This is a genomic window from Sessilibacter sp. MAH1 (genome assembly GCF_054658315.1).
Window position 1 is genome coordinate 129,520 of sequence record NZ_BAAGIC010000002.1, and the last position, 17,790, is coordinate 147,309.

17 protein-coding genes are annotated in these 17,790 nt (G+C 44.1%); 14 read left to right on the top strand and 3 right to left on the bottom strand.

Features of this window, described 5'->3' with window-relative positions:
• Positions 1-22 precede the first annotated feature (22 nt).
• From ACYQ28_RS02470 to ACYQ28_RS02490, 5 genes are all read left to right on the top strand, one after another.
• On the top strand, positions 23-508 hold the full coding sequence (locus ACYQ28_RS02470; RefSeq protein ID WP_460047824.1) for an acyl-CoA thioesterase: 486 nt from the start codon (positions 23-25) through the stop codon (positions 506-508).
• A 495-nt stretch (positions 509-1,003) separates the two neighbouring features.
• Entirely contained in the window at positions 1,004-2,608 is a 1,605-nt protein-coding gene (locus ACYQ28_RS02475; RefSeq protein ID WP_460047825.1) for a sensor histidine kinase, read from the top strand.
• Entirely contained in the window at positions 2,605-3,294 is a 690-nt protein-coding gene (locus ACYQ28_RS02480) for a response regulator (RefSeq protein WP_460047827.1), read from the top strand. Before ACYQ28_RS02475 ends, ACYQ28_RS02480 begins: the two co-directional genes overlap by 4 nt.
• Before the next feature lie 355 nt (positions 3,295-3,649).
• Complete coding sequence (locus tag ACYQ28_RS02485; protein ID WP_460047829.1) at positions 3,650-3,892, top strand: hypothetical protein; 243 nt, start codon at positions 3,650-3,652, stop codon at positions 3,890-3,892.
• A 346-nt stretch (positions 3,893-4,238) separates the two neighbouring features.
• Positions 4,239-4,847 carry a hypothetical protein gene (locus tag ACYQ28_RS02490; RefSeq protein ID WP_460047830.1) on the top strand — a complete coding sequence of 203 codons (609 nt, stop codon included), beginning with the start codon at positions 4,239-4,241 and terminating at the stop codon, positions 4,845-4,847.
• Between the two features lie 192 nt (positions 4,848-5,039).
• Here the strand turns inward: ACYQ28_RS02490 and ACYQ28_RS02495 are convergent, their stop codons facing one another.
• The 3 genes from ACYQ28_RS02495 to ACYQ28_RS02505 all read right to left on the bottom strand — a co-directional run bounded on the left by ACYQ28_RS02495 (position 5,040) and on the right by ACYQ28_RS02505 (position 7,356).
• Positions 5,040-5,618: a hypothetical protein gene (locus tag ACYQ28_RS02495; protein WP_460047831.1), complete on the bottom strand. Its 579-nt coding sequence runs from the start codon at positions 5,616-5,618 to the stop codon at positions 5,040-5,042.
• A 57-nt stretch (positions 5,619-5,675) separates the two neighbouring features.
• A complete protein-coding gene (locus ACYQ28_RS02500) occupies positions 5,676-6,353 on the bottom strand; it encodes a phytanoyl-CoA dioxygenase family protein (protein ID WP_460047832.1) in 678 nt (225 codons plus the stop codon).
• A gap of 400 nt (positions 6,354-6,753) precedes the next feature.
• Positions 6,754-7,356, bottom strand: a complete 603-nt coding sequence (locus tag ACYQ28_RS02505; RefSeq protein ID WP_460047834.1) for a HupE/UreJ family protein — start codon at positions 7,354-7,356, stop codon at positions 6,754-6,756.
• Positions 7,357-7,716: 360 nt separating this feature from the next.
• On the opposite strand from ACYQ28_RS02505, the gene ACYQ28_RS02510 reads away from it, so the two are divergent.
• The 9 genes from ACYQ28_RS02510 to ACYQ28_RS02550 all read left to right on the top strand — a co-directional run bounded on the left by ACYQ28_RS02510 (position 7,717) and on the right by ACYQ28_RS02550 (position 17,755).
• Positions 7,717-9,060 (top strand): ATP-binding protein, encoded by a 1,344-nt coding sequence (locus tag ACYQ28_RS02510; protein ID WP_460047836.1) that lies wholly within the window; start codon positions 7,717-7,719, stop codon positions 9,058-9,060.
• A gap of 91 nt (positions 9,061-9,151) precedes the next feature.
• On the top strand, positions 9,152-10,150 hold the full coding sequence (locus ACYQ28_RS02515) for an NADH-quinone oxidoreductase subunit B family protein (RefSeq protein ID WP_460047838.1): 999 nt from the start codon (positions 9,152-9,154) through the stop codon (positions 10,148-10,150).
• On the top strand, positions 10,147-11,610 hold the full coding sequence (locus ACYQ28_RS02520; RefSeq protein ID WP_460047839.1) for a nickel-dependent hydrogenase large subunit: 1,464 nt from the start codon (positions 10,147-10,149) through the stop codon (positions 11,608-11,610). The genes ACYQ28_RS02515 and ACYQ28_RS02520 overlap by 4 nt, the downstream gene beginning before the upstream one ends.
• A gap of 684 nt (positions 11,611-12,294) precedes the next feature.
• Positions 12,295-13,395, top strand: coding sequence for a hydrogenase small subunit (locus ACYQ28_RS02525; RefSeq protein ID WP_460047840.1), 1,101 nt, complete (start codon positions 12,295-12,297; stop codon positions 13,393-13,395).
• Entirely contained in the window at positions 13,395-15,203 is a 1,809-nt protein-coding gene (locus ACYQ28_RS02530) for a nickel-dependent hydrogenase large subunit (protein WP_460047841.1), read from the top strand. Before ACYQ28_RS02525 ends, ACYQ28_RS02530 begins: the two co-directional genes overlap by 1 nt.
• Before the next feature lie 54 nt (positions 15,204-15,257).
• Positions 15,258-16,019, top strand: coding sequence for a Ni/Fe-hydrogenase, b-type cytochrome subunit (gene cybH / locus ACYQ28_RS02535; protein ID WP_460047842.1), 762 nt, complete (start codon positions 15,258-15,260; stop codon positions 16,017-16,019).
• A 17-nt stretch (positions 16,020-16,036) separates the two neighbouring features.
• On the top strand, positions 16,037-16,423 hold the full coding sequence (locus ACYQ28_RS02540; protein WP_460047843.1) for a HigA family addiction module antitoxin: 387 nt from the start codon (positions 16,037-16,039) through the stop codon (positions 16,421-16,423).
• 379 nt (positions 16,424-16,802) lie between these two features.
• Positions 16,803-17,426, top strand: coding sequence for a HyaD/HybD family hydrogenase maturation endopeptidase (locus ACYQ28_RS02545; RefSeq protein ID WP_460047845.1), 624 nt, complete (start codon positions 16,803-16,805; stop codon positions 17,424-17,426).
• A gap of 2 nt (positions 17,427-17,428) precedes the next feature.
• Positions 17,429-17,755 carry a HypC/HybG/HupF family hydrogenase formation chaperone gene (locus ACYQ28_RS02550; RefSeq protein WP_460047846.1) on the top strand — a complete coding sequence of 109 codons (327 nt, stop codon included), beginning with the start codon at positions 17,429-17,431 and terminating at the stop codon, positions 17,753-17,755.
• The last annotated feature ends 35 nt before the right edge of the window (positions 17,756-17,790 follow it).

Here is a 17,790-nt window from a genome sequence, read left to right on the forward strand (position 1 = left end):
GTGTTCAATTGGAGAAGTAGCTATGGCAGGAAAAGAAAGACAAGTCACCCTACGTTTTTTGGCCGAACCGACGGATGTGAATTTTGGCGGAAAAGTGCACGGTGGTGCAGTGATGAAATGGATCGACCTTGCGGCCTATGCTTGTGCTGCTGGTTGGAGCGGTCGTTATTGCATTACCGTATACGCTGGTGGTATTCGCTTTGTGCGTCCTATTATGGTGGGCAGCCTTGTGGAGGTAGACGCAAAAGTGATTTACACCGGTAGAACCTCTATGCACATTGCATTAGCGGTAAGCGCGGGTGATCCAACTACCGACAAGAAAAGCCTAACCACGCATTGTATTGTGATTATGGTAGCCGTTGATAAAAATGGCGATCCAACACCGGTACCCGAGTGGATTCCACAAACGGAAGACGATATTTTCTTACGCGATTCGGCAATTTCATTAATGGACATGCGTAAAAAAATCAGCGTAGAAATGGAAGCACACGTAGCTGTATTAAAATAACGCATACTAAAATTACTTAAAGGTAAAAGTCAGTTGAATAATCAATTTCAACCGAATTTGAAAATCAACTGACTCTAACAAATAATTAAGGGAACTCTGATTAACCCAGAGGTTCCTCAAGTATTTTATTTTTATAGAAATGGAATTCACAGAATTATCAGCTGCATCTGTTGTATAATCGTCTAATAATTATGGTTACTCTCGCTGACTTTGGTTAATTAATTGCTGTTTTAACGGTGGTTATTTAAAAGTCTGTTAGCCAAAAGTCTGGTCAAAAGAACTTGTGATTAAATTATTTATAGATTCATTAGAAGTTCTTAACAATAAAACAATAATAAATCAGTAAAAACTCATCAAAAGTTTCTAAGTTTTTAATAATTCAATTTTAATGATCGTTTTCATTTATTTTTTGTCTCCAACAATTGTCTAGGCCTATGGTACATGCCTATTGTGGGGTTATTTTTAGCCCCTTTTTTTAGAATTTATATTCCTATTATGAAATTATTCAAACGCTTAGAAATTTGGTTGTTGATTTGTATTTCAACCATTTGTTTATTTCAGTTGATTATGTTCGCCTACACCAGCCAGCATTTGGTTTCGACTGTAATAGAACAGCGTACTGGTCGCCAAGCATTAGCCATTGCTCAAGCGGTTGCTTCTGAGCCTAGCGTCGTTTCTGCCATGGAAGTTGGCGAGTTCTCACCACAATTAATTGAACGTTTGGATAAACTACAAACCGATGCCGATTTAAGCTTTATTGTTATTGGCGATACCAACCGCATTCGAATTTATCATCCCGACCGAACTCGTATCGGTTTGCAAATGCAAGGTGGCGATAGTTTGCGTGCCTTGCAGGGTGAATCTTATATTTCTAAAGCTGTTGGTTCTTTAGGGCCTTCGATTCGCGGCAAGGTGCCTATCTACAGTGCCAACAACGAGGTTATTGGCTTAGTCTCCGTTGGTGTATTACAAGAATCCGTCGAGCTCGCTGCCGGTCGCGAAAAAATACTCATTTTTGCTACCGGTTTCTTTATTTTATTGTTGGCGGTTTTTGCCGCGCAATGGATCGCCATGCGTGTGCGGCGCAAATTATTTGGTTTGCAACCCGACGAAATAGGCCGCTTATACGCCGAACAAGAAGCCATGTTAAACACGGTTCGCACTGGCATACTAGCCTTAGACATTGACGGCACGGTACGTAAAATAAACCAGCGTGGACGAGAGATATTATGCGGCTCACCTAATCTAGAATTTACACATTTAAAAGATTTATTGCCGCAACATGCTGAATTTTTATTGACCGATACCAGTCGATTAATTATTGGTTTTGAATTGTTCGCCAACAATCAATGGATTGTACTTTCGCGCTTGCCTTTGCAGGTACAAGGCCAAACCGATGGCATTTTAATTAGTATGCGACCCGCGGATGAAATTGAGCATCTAAGTCAGCAATTAGCCAAAGTACAAGCCTTTGCCGAATTGCTACGCGTACAAACTCACGACTATTCGAATAAGCTCAATACCCTAGGCGCACTGATTCAAATGGAAAAGTACGACAAGGCGTTGGAATTAATTGGCAACGAAAGCCGTGGTTTTCAAGATAAAATTCACGCGTTATTGCAAAATATTGAGCCACCAGTATTGGCGGCCTTAGTGTTTGGTAAATATTTAAAAGCTCGCGAATTAAATATTAATTTAGACATCAACCCAGAAAGCGAACTGAGTAATATTGACGACAAACACAAACTTGAACGCTTGGTATCCATGTTGGGTAATTTAATTGATAACGCCATAGAAGCGGTACAACGATCTGAAAATCCAGAAGGTACTGTAAGACTAAGTTTAGAAGAAGTTGGCTCGAATCTAGTGTTTGAGGTAGAAGACAGCGGTGACGGAATTAAAAACGATCAAATCGAAAAAATATTTGTACCTACCTTTAGCTCAAAAAGTGGCGCCCAGCACGGCGTTGGTATGTATTTAGTCAAAACCTATTTAAATGCCTGTAACGGAAATCTAGAAATCGCCGACTCAGATTTAGGCGGCGCACGATTTACCTTGTATATTCCCAAAGCGTCACAGGCATTACCGGAACTATCATGAACTACTCTTGCATAATTATTGAAGACCAACCCGAAGTAGCGCAATTTTTAGCGCATTATTTAATATCCAGTGGTCGCTACAGCATTATGGGAATGGCTCACGACATGCAAACGGGTAGGGCGCTACTTGCGAATGTACAACCCGATTTAATTTTATTGGATGTGTATTTTCCCAACGGCAATGGCTTAGACTTATTGGCAGAACTGCGCACACAAAGTATCAGAAGCGAAATTATGCTATTAACCGCAGCTCGCGAAGTACACGTATTAGAACGCGCCATGCAATTGGGGATTTGTGACTTTTTAGTCAAACCCATTTTAATACCGCGCCTCGAACAAGCGTTGGCAGACTTTGAAGCCCGGCAACAACAATTATCCGGCGTTTCTGAATTAACCCAATCGGTAGTAGATACCTTTTTAAAAGCAAAAAACACCAGCGGTACCGCAAAAACCTCCGCACGACTCCCCAAAGGCGTTGATCCGCTCACCCTACAAAAAATTCGCGCCGTATTCGAAGCCGACGCCACCCAAAGCTATACCGCCCAAAAAGTTGGCGACCTCGTCGGCGTCAGTCGATCAACCGCACGCCGATACCTAGAATACCTACTAGAAACCCAAGAACTCTGCGTAGACCACACCTACGGCACCATTGGCAGACCTGAAAGATGTTATCGGTTGGGTGATTGAATCTGCTTTCTGTATCAAATCCCAAAAATTTATAATTAATGTTTTTATTAGTTAACTGAGAATCTTATTGCTTACATAAGGTTCAAAATTGCTAATGTTATAGGAACCTCTGATTAACTCATCCATGATTTAATCAGAGGGCAGAAGTTGAAAATGTGATTTCCAATTTCTTTACAATTTCAATCACTTATCGTTCATGAAATTGGCGACACATCCTTGTGTCGCGAGAAACTCTGGGTTAATCAGAGTTTCCTATATTTTATTAATAACGTTTATGAATTATTTCAAGAGTATTGATTTTATCTTGAGGTAATAGATATTTTGTAGTTTAGTTAATAATTTTAAAGAGTAATTAATGGAAGTTGGAATATCACAGCTTGCATTAATTTTAGTCCGGTCTGCCAATATACGCAGTGAGGAAGAATATACTACTGTTTGTGGTTATAGCGTTATTAATGGCCGTCAAACCCGCGAAATAAAACAACTTAGATTAACAGATCCTAACGGTTACCCAGAGTGTCCCGCTTCAATTGAAGATAAAGATGAATACGGAAACTGGGTAACCCTTTATTTATTGTACGAACTTCCTGGTGGTTGATCGCGTTTCTAAGCTTGTCGTAATTACAACGTGCCGAGCGTTCTGCTAGAGCGCTCGTCTATCGCAAAACACCCTTTCTTTTATATTCCTCTAGTTTACTCATTCTGTTATAACTCAAAGTCAGTGACTTTTTTCCATAATCTCCATTAAAGGAGGTTTGAACGCCAAAATTTTTATACATTTGTTGTAAACGGTTGCCACCTTGATCAGAACATGTAGGCTTATTGACAACGTATGGAGACAGTGAAGAGGACGTTGTCTTAGAAATAAATTCATCCAATGGTTAATATTCGTCTTTATGTTGTAAGTTATTTAAACTCTGATAATAAATGTAGGCGTTCAGATAATGATTAAGTTATACAGTCTGTCTCTATCACTAATTATGATTTTTATATCTTCATGTTCAGCTGAGAAGATAAAATATGAACCTATCGCTCCGAATACAAATTCTACTTTTCAACCATTACAAAAAAATTGGATAAATTTTAGTTCTGCTGATTGGAGAGGTAATCTTGGGCTATCTTCTCAATGCCGTAACCTTGATCAAGAAGACGAGCAGCGTTTAAAAAATACAATACCTATTGATCAAGATAGCTTTTTACTGTTGCTAACTTGTGAGTTAGGTGCCTATCAAGATGCTCAATTCGTTTATTTAGTTAATTCTGACCAACAAACAGTTAAAGAACTTGTTTTTGAAGTGCCTGAATACACAGATGAGTGGCGTTTTACCCCGAATAAATTAGTTTGGGGTGCAGTATACAAAGACCCAGATGGTGAGGTGCTAGAAGTTATCAACCTGTCTGCTGCAACCGGAATGTGCGGTTACGTTGCCTATTATAAAATTTCAGATGTGTTAAATTCGAATCCAATAAATTTATACAAAGCGACCGGTGATGATGATTGCTACAACGGTGTAACGGTTGAATATTGGCCGATAATTAAAAGTGAAAGTTAAAAGGTTTGTAGGAAGTTATAAGGATTCTTAGGTTGATGTAGTTAAAATAAAGTAACAGTAGTGAGCTTTTAGATTTAATGCCAATTCCCTAAACCTAATTAATGATTTTATGAGTCAGCGTTCTCGCTGACTCTTGGATTATTAAATAAGCTTTTAGAGATTATATCAACGGAGAGATAGTTACTTACTTATTTAAATTTCCGTCCAGAGGTTTTTTAGGTTTTTACTGCTTAACCACTCTCTAAATTTTAACCGATGATTTTCCCACGGTTGTTTTAGGGGCTGTCTTGGGTCTTCGCTAAGTTCGTAGGCCATGCCTTCTATTAGCCATGTGGGTGATAACAAGCATTTAATTATTCCCATGTTCTGGGCTTGTAGTTGGTGAATAAGCTCATGGCGTATGTAGTAGTCTTGCCAAGCTCTTGGGCTTATGGCGCTGCCAAAGGTACCGAGTGTGATGGCAGAGCGGTCGCCAAGTCCGAATTTTTTGGCGCATTGCCACGTTGAGCAATAAATAATTTTAGGTGTTTTTGTAAAGCTGCTTACTTTTTCTGATAAAAACTGTTGTGCGTCTGCACGTAATTGTTGGGCGAGTTCTAGGTTAAAGTCTTCGCTTTCTATATCTATGCAAATTTGGTTGTCGTAGCAGGTTAGGCCGACAAGTTCGGGTGCGATTATTCTCACGGGTTTGACAATAAACCAAGCCAATATTGGCGTAACCACCAGCAATAAAAACGTTAATCTTAAAATGGGTTTAATGATTGTTTTCATTTTTTATGTTGTTTTTTAGCCTAAGTATTTGCTGAGTTTTTGTATTTAATTTGGTGATCAAGCCCAATGTAAATTATGGGGTAGGTTGTAATTGCTAAATTCTAGGTGAATAACTCGGCGGTGTTTGGGCGTGGTTGATTTACTTGAAGAATGCAACAGGAGCGGCCGCATAAGCAGTGTATCGCCCGTGTTTACTTCACAATAATGCGCAGTGTGTGAAGCGGTTATTTGGGCGATTTGCTCTTGTGTTAATATGCCATGCATATGGCTTTTAGGAATCACTTTTAAACAGCCATTATTGTTGTCGGAATCGTCCAAATGAATTCGCAAGGTGATCATCTGGTTAAGCACAGAGATGTCAGGCTGCACGTGGTGAACGCCATCTTTAAACGACCATGGCCCCCAGTTGGTAATATCGGCTTTGGTGTTAAGTGCTACGGTTTTGTCTTGATGCCAGGTTACTAACCAATTTTTATTCGGCGTTTTATCAAAAAATATCGCTCTTACTAGTTGCGCGCTTGTACTTGAGGTTCTTGTGCCTAAAATGCTCGCGACTAACTCTTGCACAGCTTTGCTTTCGATGAGTTGTTTTATGGCGTTGAATTTTTTGTCGGCATTTCTAATACCGTGTTTGTCTTTTATTTTGGCGCGGTCAATTTCTTCAATAATTGTTTGGGTTTGCTCCGGCGTTATTAAGCCCTTTACAATTGCAAATCCATTTTCTTGAACAGTCACGTTTTTAGCCAATGAGTTAGGTTTAATTGCGTTTGTACCGATATAGACGCAGCGATTCTATAACAGATGGCTGTGATTAGCTTAAAGTTCCTGCGTCACACGAATTTGTCTTCAGCCTTAAGCATTGAAGGTTATTGAAAGTCATTGAGATCGTGACTCAGTTGGATGGTGTATTTTCAATTTCACTCTTCGATTTTATTGCGGAAGAGTTAATTGCTGGTTCCAACAGTTTTCAATTCTGATGTTAACAAATAGATTGTCAAACTAGAGTTAGTTTTATCGGCGGGTTTTGTGATGTTTATTTGAGGTTTTTTGAAAATAAATAAAAGCAGTTTAAGGCGGGAAAAACACAAAAAAAAAGGGCAAGCCTTCGGGCCAGAAGGCTTGCCCACAAAGAATATCAACCTGTAATTATACTAGCTCCAACGATACCAAGACCTGCCAAAGAGACGATTGTCCCAAGGTATTTGTGGGCTGCAGGTAGGCGCACAAATAAAAATTTTCCAACGCTTAAACCTAATTGTTGCAGCACTACGCTCGCAGAGATAAGTCCGATGACAAAGTTGGCCGAAAATCCTGTTGTTACTTCGGTGTGGGCAATACCGTGGAATAACAAAAAGCTAACGGCAAATATAATTGCCAGACTCATCTGAATTAGATTTTTACCTTGGAATCTTAAGCGACTCGCAATTAAAACACCGGCCAATATTAATGAGGCCATAATCCCCATATCGGCCAGTGATACCACTGAATATTCAAACGCTGTGCCAACGATAAATCCAACTAATAAAATGGCTGGAACCAAAAGGCTAATCGTGCGTTGCAGGGGTTTTGTTAAACACGCAGCCCAAACGCCTAAAACCAACATAGAAAGCATGTGATCGAATCCGGTAAATACGTGCGCAAAGCCACCGGTTAGCGTGTGTGCATGGTCGGGATGAGCAAATGCAAAAGGAGTGAAGAGTACGCCTGCGGCCAGAGAGAGTAGGGTTTTACGAGACATCACTGAAAGGTTCCTGTTATTAATTTGAGTGAGCTTAAGTAAGAAGTCCATGTGTATTAGTGATGTTGATTCAGCAATTAAAGTGCCACGCAAAGGGTTACACACAGAGGTTTTTAAGGGCTTTATTTTTACCCGCCAAGGCACGGGATGTGCGTTATATTTTTTTCTTTTTAGGTGAAATGCAGTTTCGAAAATTTGCCGTTTGAGGTGAGTCAAACTGATAACTAAGTTTTCACCTGTTATTTTTGCTGGCTGGGTTGTGCTCATTACTTGCTGATTGCAGGTTTAAAGCTTGATTACGCCGAGTGTTTTCAATTAGTTTAAACCTTCGACAATTTTGAATTGACTGAGAATTCATTCATGATGGATAACGAGTCCGTTAATTTGCTGGGTGGACAAATGCTTGCCGATGAAGAGGCGTGGCTGAGTGTTATCCGCAAAATGGATGAAGCCTACGCGGATTTGGTGGATTACCAAGTTCAGGTAGAAGAGCAAAACACTAAGCTTGCCGAGGCACAGAATTTTTTTGATAGCGTTTTATCGGCCATGAGTGATGTGCTGGTAGTGTGTGATCACGAAGGAAAAATTCAGCAGGTTAATCGCGCCTTTGAAGAATTTTGTGGCCGTGATTCTAAGGGGTTAATGGGCACGTGGTTGCCGGAATTGTGCCCCGGTGAACACTTTTCGGTAATGAAAGAATGCTTGCGTAAAGTAAGGCATACGCCAGTTCGCGATCTTGAGATTGTCATTAACGGGGCACGTGGTGAAGTACCTTTAGCGCTTAATTGCTCGCCGCGTTTTAATCCCAGAGGCCGGTTGATTGGTATTGTGGTTGCGGGCCGTCCATTGGGTGATTTGCAAAAAGCATTTAAAGAACTCAATCGAACCCATGCCGAGCTTAAGCTGGCGCAAGAGCGGTTGGTGCAATCCGAAAAAATGGCGTCGTTGGGCCGTTTAGTGGCCGGTGTTGCGCACGAGCTGAATAACCCCATCAGTTTTGTGTACGGCAATATGCACGCGCTTAAACGCTATACCACGCGTTTGGTTGAATATTTTGATGCTGTACAGGCCGGTGCTTCGCGCGATGAGCTTAAAAACTTGCGTGCCCAACTGCGGTTAGATCGCGCGATTTCGGATTTGGATTCGTTAGTAGAAGGTACCCTTGAAGGTGCTGATCGGGTGCGCGAAATCGTGAATGATTTGCGGCAGTTTTCTTCAACCCAACGCAGCGAAAAACTGCCCTTCGATTTGGTTCATGTTGCGCAATCTGCCTTGCACTGGATTTTAAAAGAAAACCCCGAGGTCATCGTTGAGAAGGATTTACCCGAGAAGCTGGGCGGCCGTGGTCATTCCGGGCAAATTCATCAGGTGGTGGTAAATCTTATCCAAAATGCGGTCGATGCGATAAAAGAGTTACCACTTCCCAAGCTTATTATTCGTGCAGGTCAAGATGGAGTGGGTGCGAATGCTATGCTTTGGTTGGAAGTTCAAGATAACGGCCCGGGCATTGCTGTGGATGACCTTCCGAGATTATTCGATCCGTTTTTTACCACCAAACCGCCGGGCAAGGGTACGGGTTTGGGTTTGTCGATCAGTTACGGCATTGTTTCTGAACACGGTGGTGAGTTATCGGTGGTTAATTTAGAAAAAGGCGGAGCTTTAGCGAGGCTCATGTTGCCTGTATCGCCAAAAAATGACGATTAAATCGAGGCGAAGCTAAAACGGTTTGATAATCGCGCAACGGTGTTAACACACTGTATATTTTCAATAAATTTTCAATTAAGAAGAGGCGTTAATGGCAAATTTATTGTGGCTTCAATCTGGAGGCTGCGGTGGCTGTACTATGTCGTTGTTAAATGCCGAAAGTCCTGATCTGGTTTCTACCTTAGAAAACGCAGGAATCAATGTTTTGTGGCATCCGTCGTTAAGCGAGCAGACGGGAACAGAAGTCAAAGCTCTATTGAATCAAATTTTAAATGATGAGGTTACGCTCGATATTTTTTGCATTGAAGGCGCTTTATTGCGCGGCCCTCACGGTACTGGTCGTTACCACATGTTGGGCGGCACCGGTATCGCCATGATTGAATGGGCAGAGAAGCTCGCAGCAAAAGCCAAATACACCTTGGCGATTGGTACCTGTGCAGCCTTCGGTGGTGTTTCTACCGCTGGAGATAACATTACCGATGCCACCGGTTTGCAATTTGAAGGTGAGTTGCGCGGTGGTTTGCTCGGCAGCGATTATGTTTCGCAAGAAAAGCTGCCGGTTATTAATGTTTCCGGTTGTCCTGTTCATCCCGGTTGGGTGACGGAGACGTTGCTCTCTTTGGTGATTGATAAACCGATCAAAGAAGATTTTGACGATTTTGCTCGGCCGCGTTTGTACACCGATCAGCTGGTACATCATGGTTGCACTCGTAACGAATACTACGAATACAAAGCCAGCGCCGAACTGCCCGGTGAGCAGGGTTGTATGATGGAACACATGGGTTGCTTGGGTACCCAAGCTCATGCCGATTGCAATACGCGACTGTGGAACGGGCAGGGCAGTTGTACGCGTGGCGGTTATGCCTGTATTAATTGTACGGCGCCTGAGTTTGAAGAGCCGCGTCACTCGTTTACCGAAACGCCAAAAATCGCCGGAATACCCGTGGGCCTGCCCACGGATATGCCCAAAGCTTGGTTTGTGGCTTTGGCGTCGTTATCGAAAGCAGCAACGCCGGAGCGTTTAAAGCATAATGCGCGCTCGGAGCAGTTAATTTATCCGCCGACGTTGCACAAGAAGAACAAGTCATGAGTCGTTTGTTAGTTGGGCCTTTTAACCGAGTCGAAGGCGACTTGGACATTGCCCTTGAAATTGAAGCACACAAAGTAGTCTCTGCCCGCGTTAACTCCACGTTGTATCGTGGTTTTGAGCAGATTTTAGTGGGTAAACCCACCTTAGATGCCTTGGTCTACACACCGCGTATTTGCGGCATTTGTTCGGTAAGTCAATCGATTGCTTGCGCTAGGGCGATTGCCAATGCCAGCGGGCTGAGCATGACGCCAAACGGTGAGCGTTCGCAAAATTTATTGCTGGCCAACGAATCTTTAACCGATTTGTTAACTCATTTTTATCTGTTTTTTATGCCGGATTTTGCGCGAGATAGTTACGCCGATAAATCTTGGTTTAAGCCCATGCGCGATCGTTTTAAGGCGGTTGAAGGTACGGCCGCCAAAGAAATATTACCGGCACGAGCTAAGTTTTTGCACGTTATGGGTGTTATGGCAGGCCACTGGCCACACACTTTATCGATTCAACCCGGCGGTACAAGTAAACCCGTAACGCGCCCAGAACGGTTACGCTTGTTGGCCATTTTGGCGGATTTTCGGCGATTTTTAGAAACCACCGTGTTTGGCGATAATTTGGATGTGGTTAATTCCTTGGCTTCGGTATCAGATTTAACCACTTGGGCTAAAGAGCAGCCTTTTAACGACGGTGACTTTCGTGCCTTTTTGCATCTTGCCGAAGATTTAGATTTTTATTCACTCGGCCAAAACGACAATCGTTTTTTAAGCTTTGGTAATTTTTCTGAGGCTGGTGAGCTTCTTGTTAAGCAAGGTATGTGGACGATCGAGGGCGGATTACAGGAGTTACCGCTTGATGCCATTGCCGAAGACATTAGCCATTCTTGGATGGACGGTATCGCCGAGCAAGCATTGCATCCCTCGCAAGGTTCTACCGATGTGTCTTTACAATCCAGCGAAAAACCGGGTGCCTACAGTTGGTGTAAGGCGCCGCGTTTAAATGGGCAGGTTTTTGAAACCGGCGCCATTGCTCGTGGTGTGATTTCACGGGTTCCATTGATTCAAGCGTTGGTAACACAATCGGGTGCTAATGTGGCAACTCGGGTGATTGCTCGCATGTTGGAGCTGGCGCGAACCATTCCTCACATGCAGCGTTGGGTAACTGATCTCGATTCTGAGCCCTATTGCCACAACGACGAAATCACCAAAAACGGTACCGGCGTTGGCTTAATGGAGGCCGCCAGAGGTTCTCTGGGACACTGGATTGAGATTAAAAACCGTCGCATTCAGCGCTACCAAATTATCGCACCCACAACCTGGAATTTCTCACCACGAGACGTTCGTGATCAACCCGGCGCCCTCGAAAAAGCACTGGAAGGCGCACCGGTGATAGAGGGCGAAACCGATCCGGTTTCTGTGCAGCATATCGTTCGCAGTTTTGATCCCTGCATGGTGTGTACGGTGCACTAGCCGTTATTTCAAACTCAACCTATTGCTCGTTGCAGATAACAGACTGTTATTTGGGTAACTTTTGTTCGGGCGATTGTTGCGCGAGTAATAGGTTCGATTCTCAATGGCTTTCAATAGCTAATCTTTTTAAACCCAGAGCCTTACTTATGTTTGTCGGTCATTTTGTGCGCTTTGTTTTGGCCGTTGTTTTTGTCGTTAGGTGTGTTCTTGGCTTAATCTTTCTGATTGAAAATCAGTCCATTAAGACTGGGTTTCTTCTTTGAGTAAATCTCTACCATTATGTCGATAAATAATGCGGGTTTATTCGGTTAATCTTTTTTGATTGAAATATGATCATTTTTCGATATTTGTATACGTGGTTGAATATTTAGGAAGCTTTCTTTACAGAAATGTGAATCGAGGCGACAGGGTGGAAGTTGTCTTTCCAATTTGACCGTTCAATAAACCCATTGGTGTGAAGACATGCTCACCGGTTGATGGTAATCAAGTTTTCGCTTTTTGAGATTAGTGGCTAATTGGTGTTGGTTTTAATCAAAAAAATCGTTCTAAGCTATTGATGTCTTTGGAATTTTTAATCTGGTTTGGTTTTTGCTGAACGGCTTATGCCTGATGAGGACCCATAACTACCGCCCAGAGTAGGAATCTCGCGCTGGTGCGGACAGACAGCCAGAGGATTGACCAAGCATGTCACAAATAGAAACCTTTTATGAGGTGATGCGGCGACAGGGGATTACCCGCCGTAGCTTCCTCAAGTATTGCAGCCTAACCGCCGCAGCTTTGGGTTTAGGCCCAACTTTTGTTCCGCAAATTGCCAACGCCATGGAGACGAAACCGCGTACGCCAGTTCTTTGGTTACACGGGTTGGAGTGTACCTGCTGCTCAGAATCATTTATCCGCTCAGCGCATCCACTGGTTAAAGATGTTGTTTTGTCGATGATCTCTTTGGATTACGACGATACCCTTATGGCGTCAGCCGGACATCAAGCCGAAGCTATTCTTGAAGAGACTATTCAGAAGTACAAGGGTGAGTACATTCTTGCGGTAGAGGGGAATCCCCCGCTAAACGAAGATGGTATGTTCTGTATCATTGGCGGTAAGCCGTTCTTGGATCAATTAAAGCACGCTGCCAAAGACGCTAAAGCGATTATTGCTTGGGGTTCTTGTGCGAGCTGGGGTTGTGTGCAAGCGGCACGTCCAAACCCAACTCAAGCGGTGCCAATTCACAAGGTTATTAAAGATAAGCCAATTATTAAGGTGCCTGGTTGTCCGCCAATTGCCGAGGTTATGACCGGTGTTATTACCTACATGCTTACCTTTGGAAAAGTGCCTGAATTAGACCGCCAAGGTCGACCAAAGATGTTCTACGGACAGCGCATTCACGATAAATGTTATCGCCGCCCGCACTTTGACGCTGGTCAATTTGTTGAGCAATGGGATGACGAGGGTGCTCGCAAAGGTTACTGCTTGTACAAAGTGGGTTGTAAAGGTCCAACTTCATACAACGCCTGTTCAACCGTTCGTTGGAACGAAGGCGTTTCTTTCCCAATTCAAGCCGGTCACGGTTGTATCGGTTGTTCGGAAGACGGCTTCTGGGATAAAGGCTCGTTCTACGATCGCCTAACCAATATTCCACAATTTGGTATCGAGAAAAACGCCGATGAAATCGGTACGGCAGTTGCCGGTGGTGTGGGCGCTGCAATTGCGGCTCATGCTGCGGTAAGTGCGATTAAGCGTATGACAACTTCTGATGACAAGACAGAAGCGAAACAAGAGGAGCACTCGTAATGACCGTCCCGCTAAATGCAAGTGGTTTAGATAACAGCGGCCGTCGTATCGTAGTTGATCCGGTGACGCGCATTGAAGGACATATGCGCTGCGAAGTTAACGTAGACTCAAACAACATTATCCGCAATGCGGTTTCTACCGGAACCATGTGGCGCGGTTTGGAAGTTATTTTAAAGGGTCGCGATCCTCGCGATGCTTGGGCCTTCGTAGAGCGTATTTGTGGTGTTTGTACAGGCTGTCACGCGTTGACCTCTGTGCGCGCCGTAGAAGACGCGTTGGGTATCGAAATTCCTTACAACGCGCATTTGATCCGTCATTTGATGGACAAAACGCTCAATATTCACGATCACATCGTGCATTTCTATCATTTGCACGCGCTTGATTGGGTAAACCCAGTTAATGCATTGAAGGCCGATCCAAAGGCAACCTCTGAGCTGCAACAGGCGGTATCGCCTGCGCATCCAAAGTCTAGCCCGGGTTACTTTCGCGATGTGCAAAACCGCTTGAAAAAGTTTGTAGAAAGCGGTCAGTTGGGTATTTTTGCCAACGGTTACTGGGATAACCCAGCGTACAAATTGCCGCCAGAAGCGGATTTGATGGCGGTAGCGCATTACCTAGAAGCGTTGGATTTGCAAAAAGAAGTGGTGAAGATTCACACAATCTTTGGTGGTAAAAACCCGCATCCAAATTACTTGGTGGGCGGTGTTGCCTGCGCCATTAACTTGGACGACGTGGGTGCTGCAGGTGCTCCGGTTAACATGACCAGCCTAAACTTTGTGTTGGCGCGTATCCGCGAAGCGCAAGAGTTTACCAAAAATGTCTACATTCCAGACGTACTCGCCATTGGTGGTATCTATAAAGATTGGTTGTACGGCGGCGGTTTGTCGGCGTCAAACGTATTATCTTACGGTACTCACACGGTAATTCCGGGTGATAAATCGACCGATCTTCTTCCTGCTGGGGCCATTATCAATGGTAACTGGAACGAAATTCTTCCGGTTGATGTTCGTGATCCTAACGAGGTTCAAGAGTTTGTTGATCACTCTTGGTACGAATACGCAGAAGGCAAAAAAGGTCTTCATCCTTGGGATGGCGATACCAGTCCTAAATTTGAGTTAGGCCCTAAAACTAAGGGTACCAAGACCAACATCAAAGAGCTCGACGAAGCGCATAAATACAGCTGGATTAAAGCACCGCGCTGGAAAGGTCATGCGATGGAAGTAGGCCCATTGGCTCGCTATATCATTGCGTACAACTCTGGTCGTGAGTATGTCATTGAGCAGGTTGATCGCTCTTTGTCGGCATTTAATCAAGCAACTGGCTTAGATTTAGGCGTTAAACCGTTCTTAACTTCTACCATTGGTCGAACCTTGGCTCGTGCGCTGGATTGTGAGCTTTGTGTTGATTCGATGGTGGATGACTGGAATGCCTTGATTAACAACATCAAAAACGGTGACAGCTCTACCGCTAACGTAGAGAAATGGGACCCAAGCACTTGGCCGAAAGAGGCCAAAGGTGTGGGTACCAACGAAGCGCCACGTGGTGCTTTGGGTCATTGGATTAAGATCAAAGACGGTAAGATTGAAAACTACCAAGCAGTTGTGCCTACCACTTGGAACGGTTCTCCACGCGATAGCGACGGTAATATCGGAGCGTTTGAAGCGTCGTTGTTGAACACGCCAATGGAGCGCCCAGAAGAGCCTGTCGAAATCTTGCGTACACTCCACAGCTTTGACCCATGTCTTGCGTGCTCAACTCACGTGATGTCAGAAGATGGTCAAGAAATGTCACGAGTGAAAATCCGTTGATTACCCAAATAGAGGTGGTGCTTGCCGCCTCTGTTTGCTCGGATGGAGAAAATCATGTCAGATCAAACTATCGAAACGAGCGCTGATCACGTTCCTGCCAGTGATGTGTCTGCATCTACTGAACATGGTCCTGAGAAGGTTCGACGTCAAACGGCGGTTTATGTCTATGAGGCGCCGTTGCGACTTTGGCACTGGGTAACGGTGCTTTGCATTATTGTGTTGAGCGTCACCGGTTATTTTATTGGTGCGCCATTACCAACGCAGCCGGGTGAGGCCATCGATAATTATTTGATGGGCTACATTCGCTTTGCGCATTTCGCCGCAGGTTACATTGTGGGTATTGCGTTTTTAGGCCGAATTTACTGGGCTATTGTGGGTAATCATCACTCTCGCGAGCTGTTCTTGGTTCCGATTTTCCGCGCATCTTGGTGGGCGGGTGTGATCCATGAATTGCGTTGGTATTTTTTCTTAGAGAAAACGCCGAAAAAATACATCGGCCATAACCCGTTGGGTCAGGCTGCCATGTTCTTCATGTTTGTGCTGGGAATGATCTTTATGATCATCACCGGATTTGCATTGTATGGAGAAGGGACGGGCGCTGGCAGTTGGGCCGATACCGTATTTGGTTGGGTGATTCCGCTCTTTGGTCAAAGCCAAGATGTTCACACTTGGCATCATTTAGGCATGTGGTTGATTATTGTATTTGTAATGACCCATGTATATGTGGCTGTTCGCGAAGACATTATGTCGCGTCAATCGTTGATCTCAACAATGGTTGGTGGCTGGCGAATGTTCAAGGATGACAAGCCCGACTAAATAGACCGTTTATACCTATGAGTGATACAGAACACTCCGCAGTACCAGTTTCGAGCTCTACTTCTAGCATGCTTCCTGCCCACCACGCCTGCTGTAGAGGTGGGGCTCGATTTTATCTTAAAAAGCCAGAACACCCTGGGGAGTTTCTCCAGCGGTGTTATCTGGCTCCGCTTAAAATTAGCCAAAGCGATTTGGCTCGACGCATGGGAATTTCTCGGCGTCGCGTCAACGAAATCGTCAATGGCTCTCGCGCAATCAGTCCCGATACTTCCATTAAGCTTGCCGAGCAGTTCGATACCACGCCAATGTTTTGGCTGGAAAAGCAGCTTTTGTGGGAGCTGTATCATGCGCTTAAAAGTGAAAAGAAACTTTCCACTAATCCTCAAGAAGTTAATTCAAAGTAAATCTTTCAGGTGAGTTTCCTTAACGGGAGGCCAGCCTATCTATCTGCTGATTTGATGCTTTTATCCTTGGTCATCGATAGGTAATGAGCGCTGTTATTTTTACGCTAATTTGCTTAAATTTAATGGTGGAAAGTTTCTTTCCTATTTTTTCGGTTTTTGTATCAGAGCTTTATTGTTTTTCGGTTGTAGTTTATCGCGACATTGATGTAACCCTTGGTGTTACGAGCTTTTGGTACCTAATCACGAATTGGCATATCTCTTGTTTTGATCAGTGTCAAATACTCCTGACAGGTGCTTGGCTTGGTTTTTTAGGTTTCGAATCACCAAAGCATTAAGGAACAAGAACGCACGTTCAGTGGCAGACCACGGAAAACAGACAATGCAAAAGAAAGTTTTAATTTTAGGGATTGGCAATTTGCTTTGGGCGGACGAGGGGTTTGGCGTGCGTTGTGTGGAGCATATTAATCAACGCTATTCGTGGCCTGAAAACGTTACCGTTTTAGACGGCGGCACCCAAGGTTTGTACTTGGTTCAGTTTGTTCAAGAGTGCGATGTGTTAGTGGTTTTTGATGCCATCGATTACGGCCTAGAACCCGGAACCGTGAAGGTTATTCGCGATGATGATGTTCCTAAATTTATGGGGGCGAAGAAAATGAGCCTGCATCAAACCGGGTTCCAAGAGGTGTTGTCTACGGCGGCGTTCACCGGAAGTTATCCGGCAGAGTTGATTTTGATTGGCTGCCAGCCAGAGGCCCTTGAAGATTTTGGTGGCAGCTTACGCGATGTGGTACGCGCACAAATCGAACCCTGTGTTGAAATTGCTAAAACCTACCTTGCCGAGCGTGATGTTTTCCTAGAGCCAAAATCGGCGGATTTAACGGTTGAAAGTTTGTCTCCAGATCAATTGTCTATGGAGATTTACGAGTCTGGTCGGCCAGCCGAGTCACAAGCCTATCGCTACGGTGATGCGCGCTTTATTCCGGTTGATAACAAGGACGCCTGAGTATGTGTATCGGCATTCCTATGCAGGTGGTTTCGGTCGATGGCAATCGAGTGATGTGCTTACGCTACGGCGAAACCGACGATTCCAGTAAAGAACAGTTGGTGGATGCTTCGTTGGTTGAGTCTCTGCAACCGGGACAGTGGTTGTTGGTATTTTTAAACGCTGCGCGCGAAATTATTTCTCCCGAGCGAGCAGATCAAGTGGGTAAAGCGTTATCGGCGTTAATGATGGTTGATCGTGGCGATAGCTCGGCATTTGATCATCTTTTTGAAGACTTAAACCGCGAGCCCCAATTACCTGCGCATTTACAGGCGCTCTTAAAAAAATAACAGCATTTTAAATATCATAAATAACAAGGCAGCTG

Excerpts from the sequence above, each read along its gene's own strand:
- ACYQ28_RS02470 (WP_460047824.1), top strand. The coding sequence starts at position 23 with ATGGCAGGAAAAGAAAGACAAGTCACCCTACGTTTTTTGGCCGAACCG.
- ACYQ28_RS02475 (WP_460047825.1), top strand. The coding sequence starts at position 1,004 with ATGAAATTATTCAAACGCTTAGAAATTTGGTTGTTGATTTGTATTTCA.
- ACYQ28_RS02480 (WP_460047827.1), top strand. The coding sequence starts at position 2,605 with ATGAACTACTCTTGCATAATTATTGAAGACCAACCCGAAGTAGCGCAA.
- ACYQ28_RS02485 (WP_460047829.1), top strand. The coding sequence starts at position 3,650 with ATGGAAGTTGGAATATCACAGCTTGCATTAATTTTAGTCCGGTCTGCC.
- ACYQ28_RS02490 (WP_460047830.1), top strand. The coding sequence starts at position 4,239 with ATGATTAAGTTATACAGTCTGTCTCTATCACTAATTATGATTTTTATA.
- ACYQ28_RS02495 (WP_460047831.1), bottom strand. The coding sequence starts at position 5,618 with ATGAAAACAATCATTAAACCCATTTTAAGATTAACGTTTTTATTGCTG.
- ACYQ28_RS02505 (WP_460047834.1), bottom strand. The coding sequence starts at position 7,356 with ATGTCTCGTAAAACCCTACTCTCTCTGGCCGCAGGCGTACTCTTCACT.
- ACYQ28_RS02510 (WP_460047836.1), top strand. The coding sequence starts at position 7,717 with ATGATGGATAACGAGTCCGTTAATTTGCTGGGTGGACAAATGCTTGCC.
- ACYQ28_RS02515 (WP_460047838.1), top strand. The coding sequence starts at position 9,152 with ATGGCAAATTTATTGTGGCTTCAATCTGGAGGCTGCGGTGGCTGTACT.
- ACYQ28_RS02520 (WP_460047839.1), top strand. The coding sequence starts at position 10,147 with ATGAGTCGTTTGTTAGTTGGGCCTTTTAACCGAGTCGAAGGCGACTTG.
- ACYQ28_RS02525 (WP_460047840.1), top strand. The coding sequence starts at position 12,295 with ATGTCACAAATAGAAACCTTTTATGAGGTGATGCGGCGACAGGGGATT.
- ACYQ28_RS02530 (WP_460047841.1), top strand. The coding sequence starts at position 13,395 with ATGACCGTCCCGCTAAATGCAAGTGGTTTAGATAACAGCGGCCGTCGT.
- cybH (WP_460047842.1), top strand. The coding sequence starts at position 15,258 with ATGTCAGATCAAACTATCGAAACGAGCGCTGATCACGTTCCTGCCAGT.
- ACYQ28_RS02540 (WP_460047843.1), top strand. The coding sequence starts at position 16,037 with ATGAGTGATACAGAACACTCCGCAGTACCAGTTTCGAGCTCTACTTCT.
- ACYQ28_RS02545 (WP_460047845.1), top strand. The coding sequence starts at position 16,803 with ATGCAAAAGAAAGTTTTAATTTTAGGGATTGGCAATTTGCTTTGGGCG.
- ACYQ28_RS02550 (WP_460047846.1), top strand. The coding sequence starts at position 17,429 with ATGTGTATCGGCATTCCTATGCAGGTGGTTTCGGTCGATGGCAATCGA.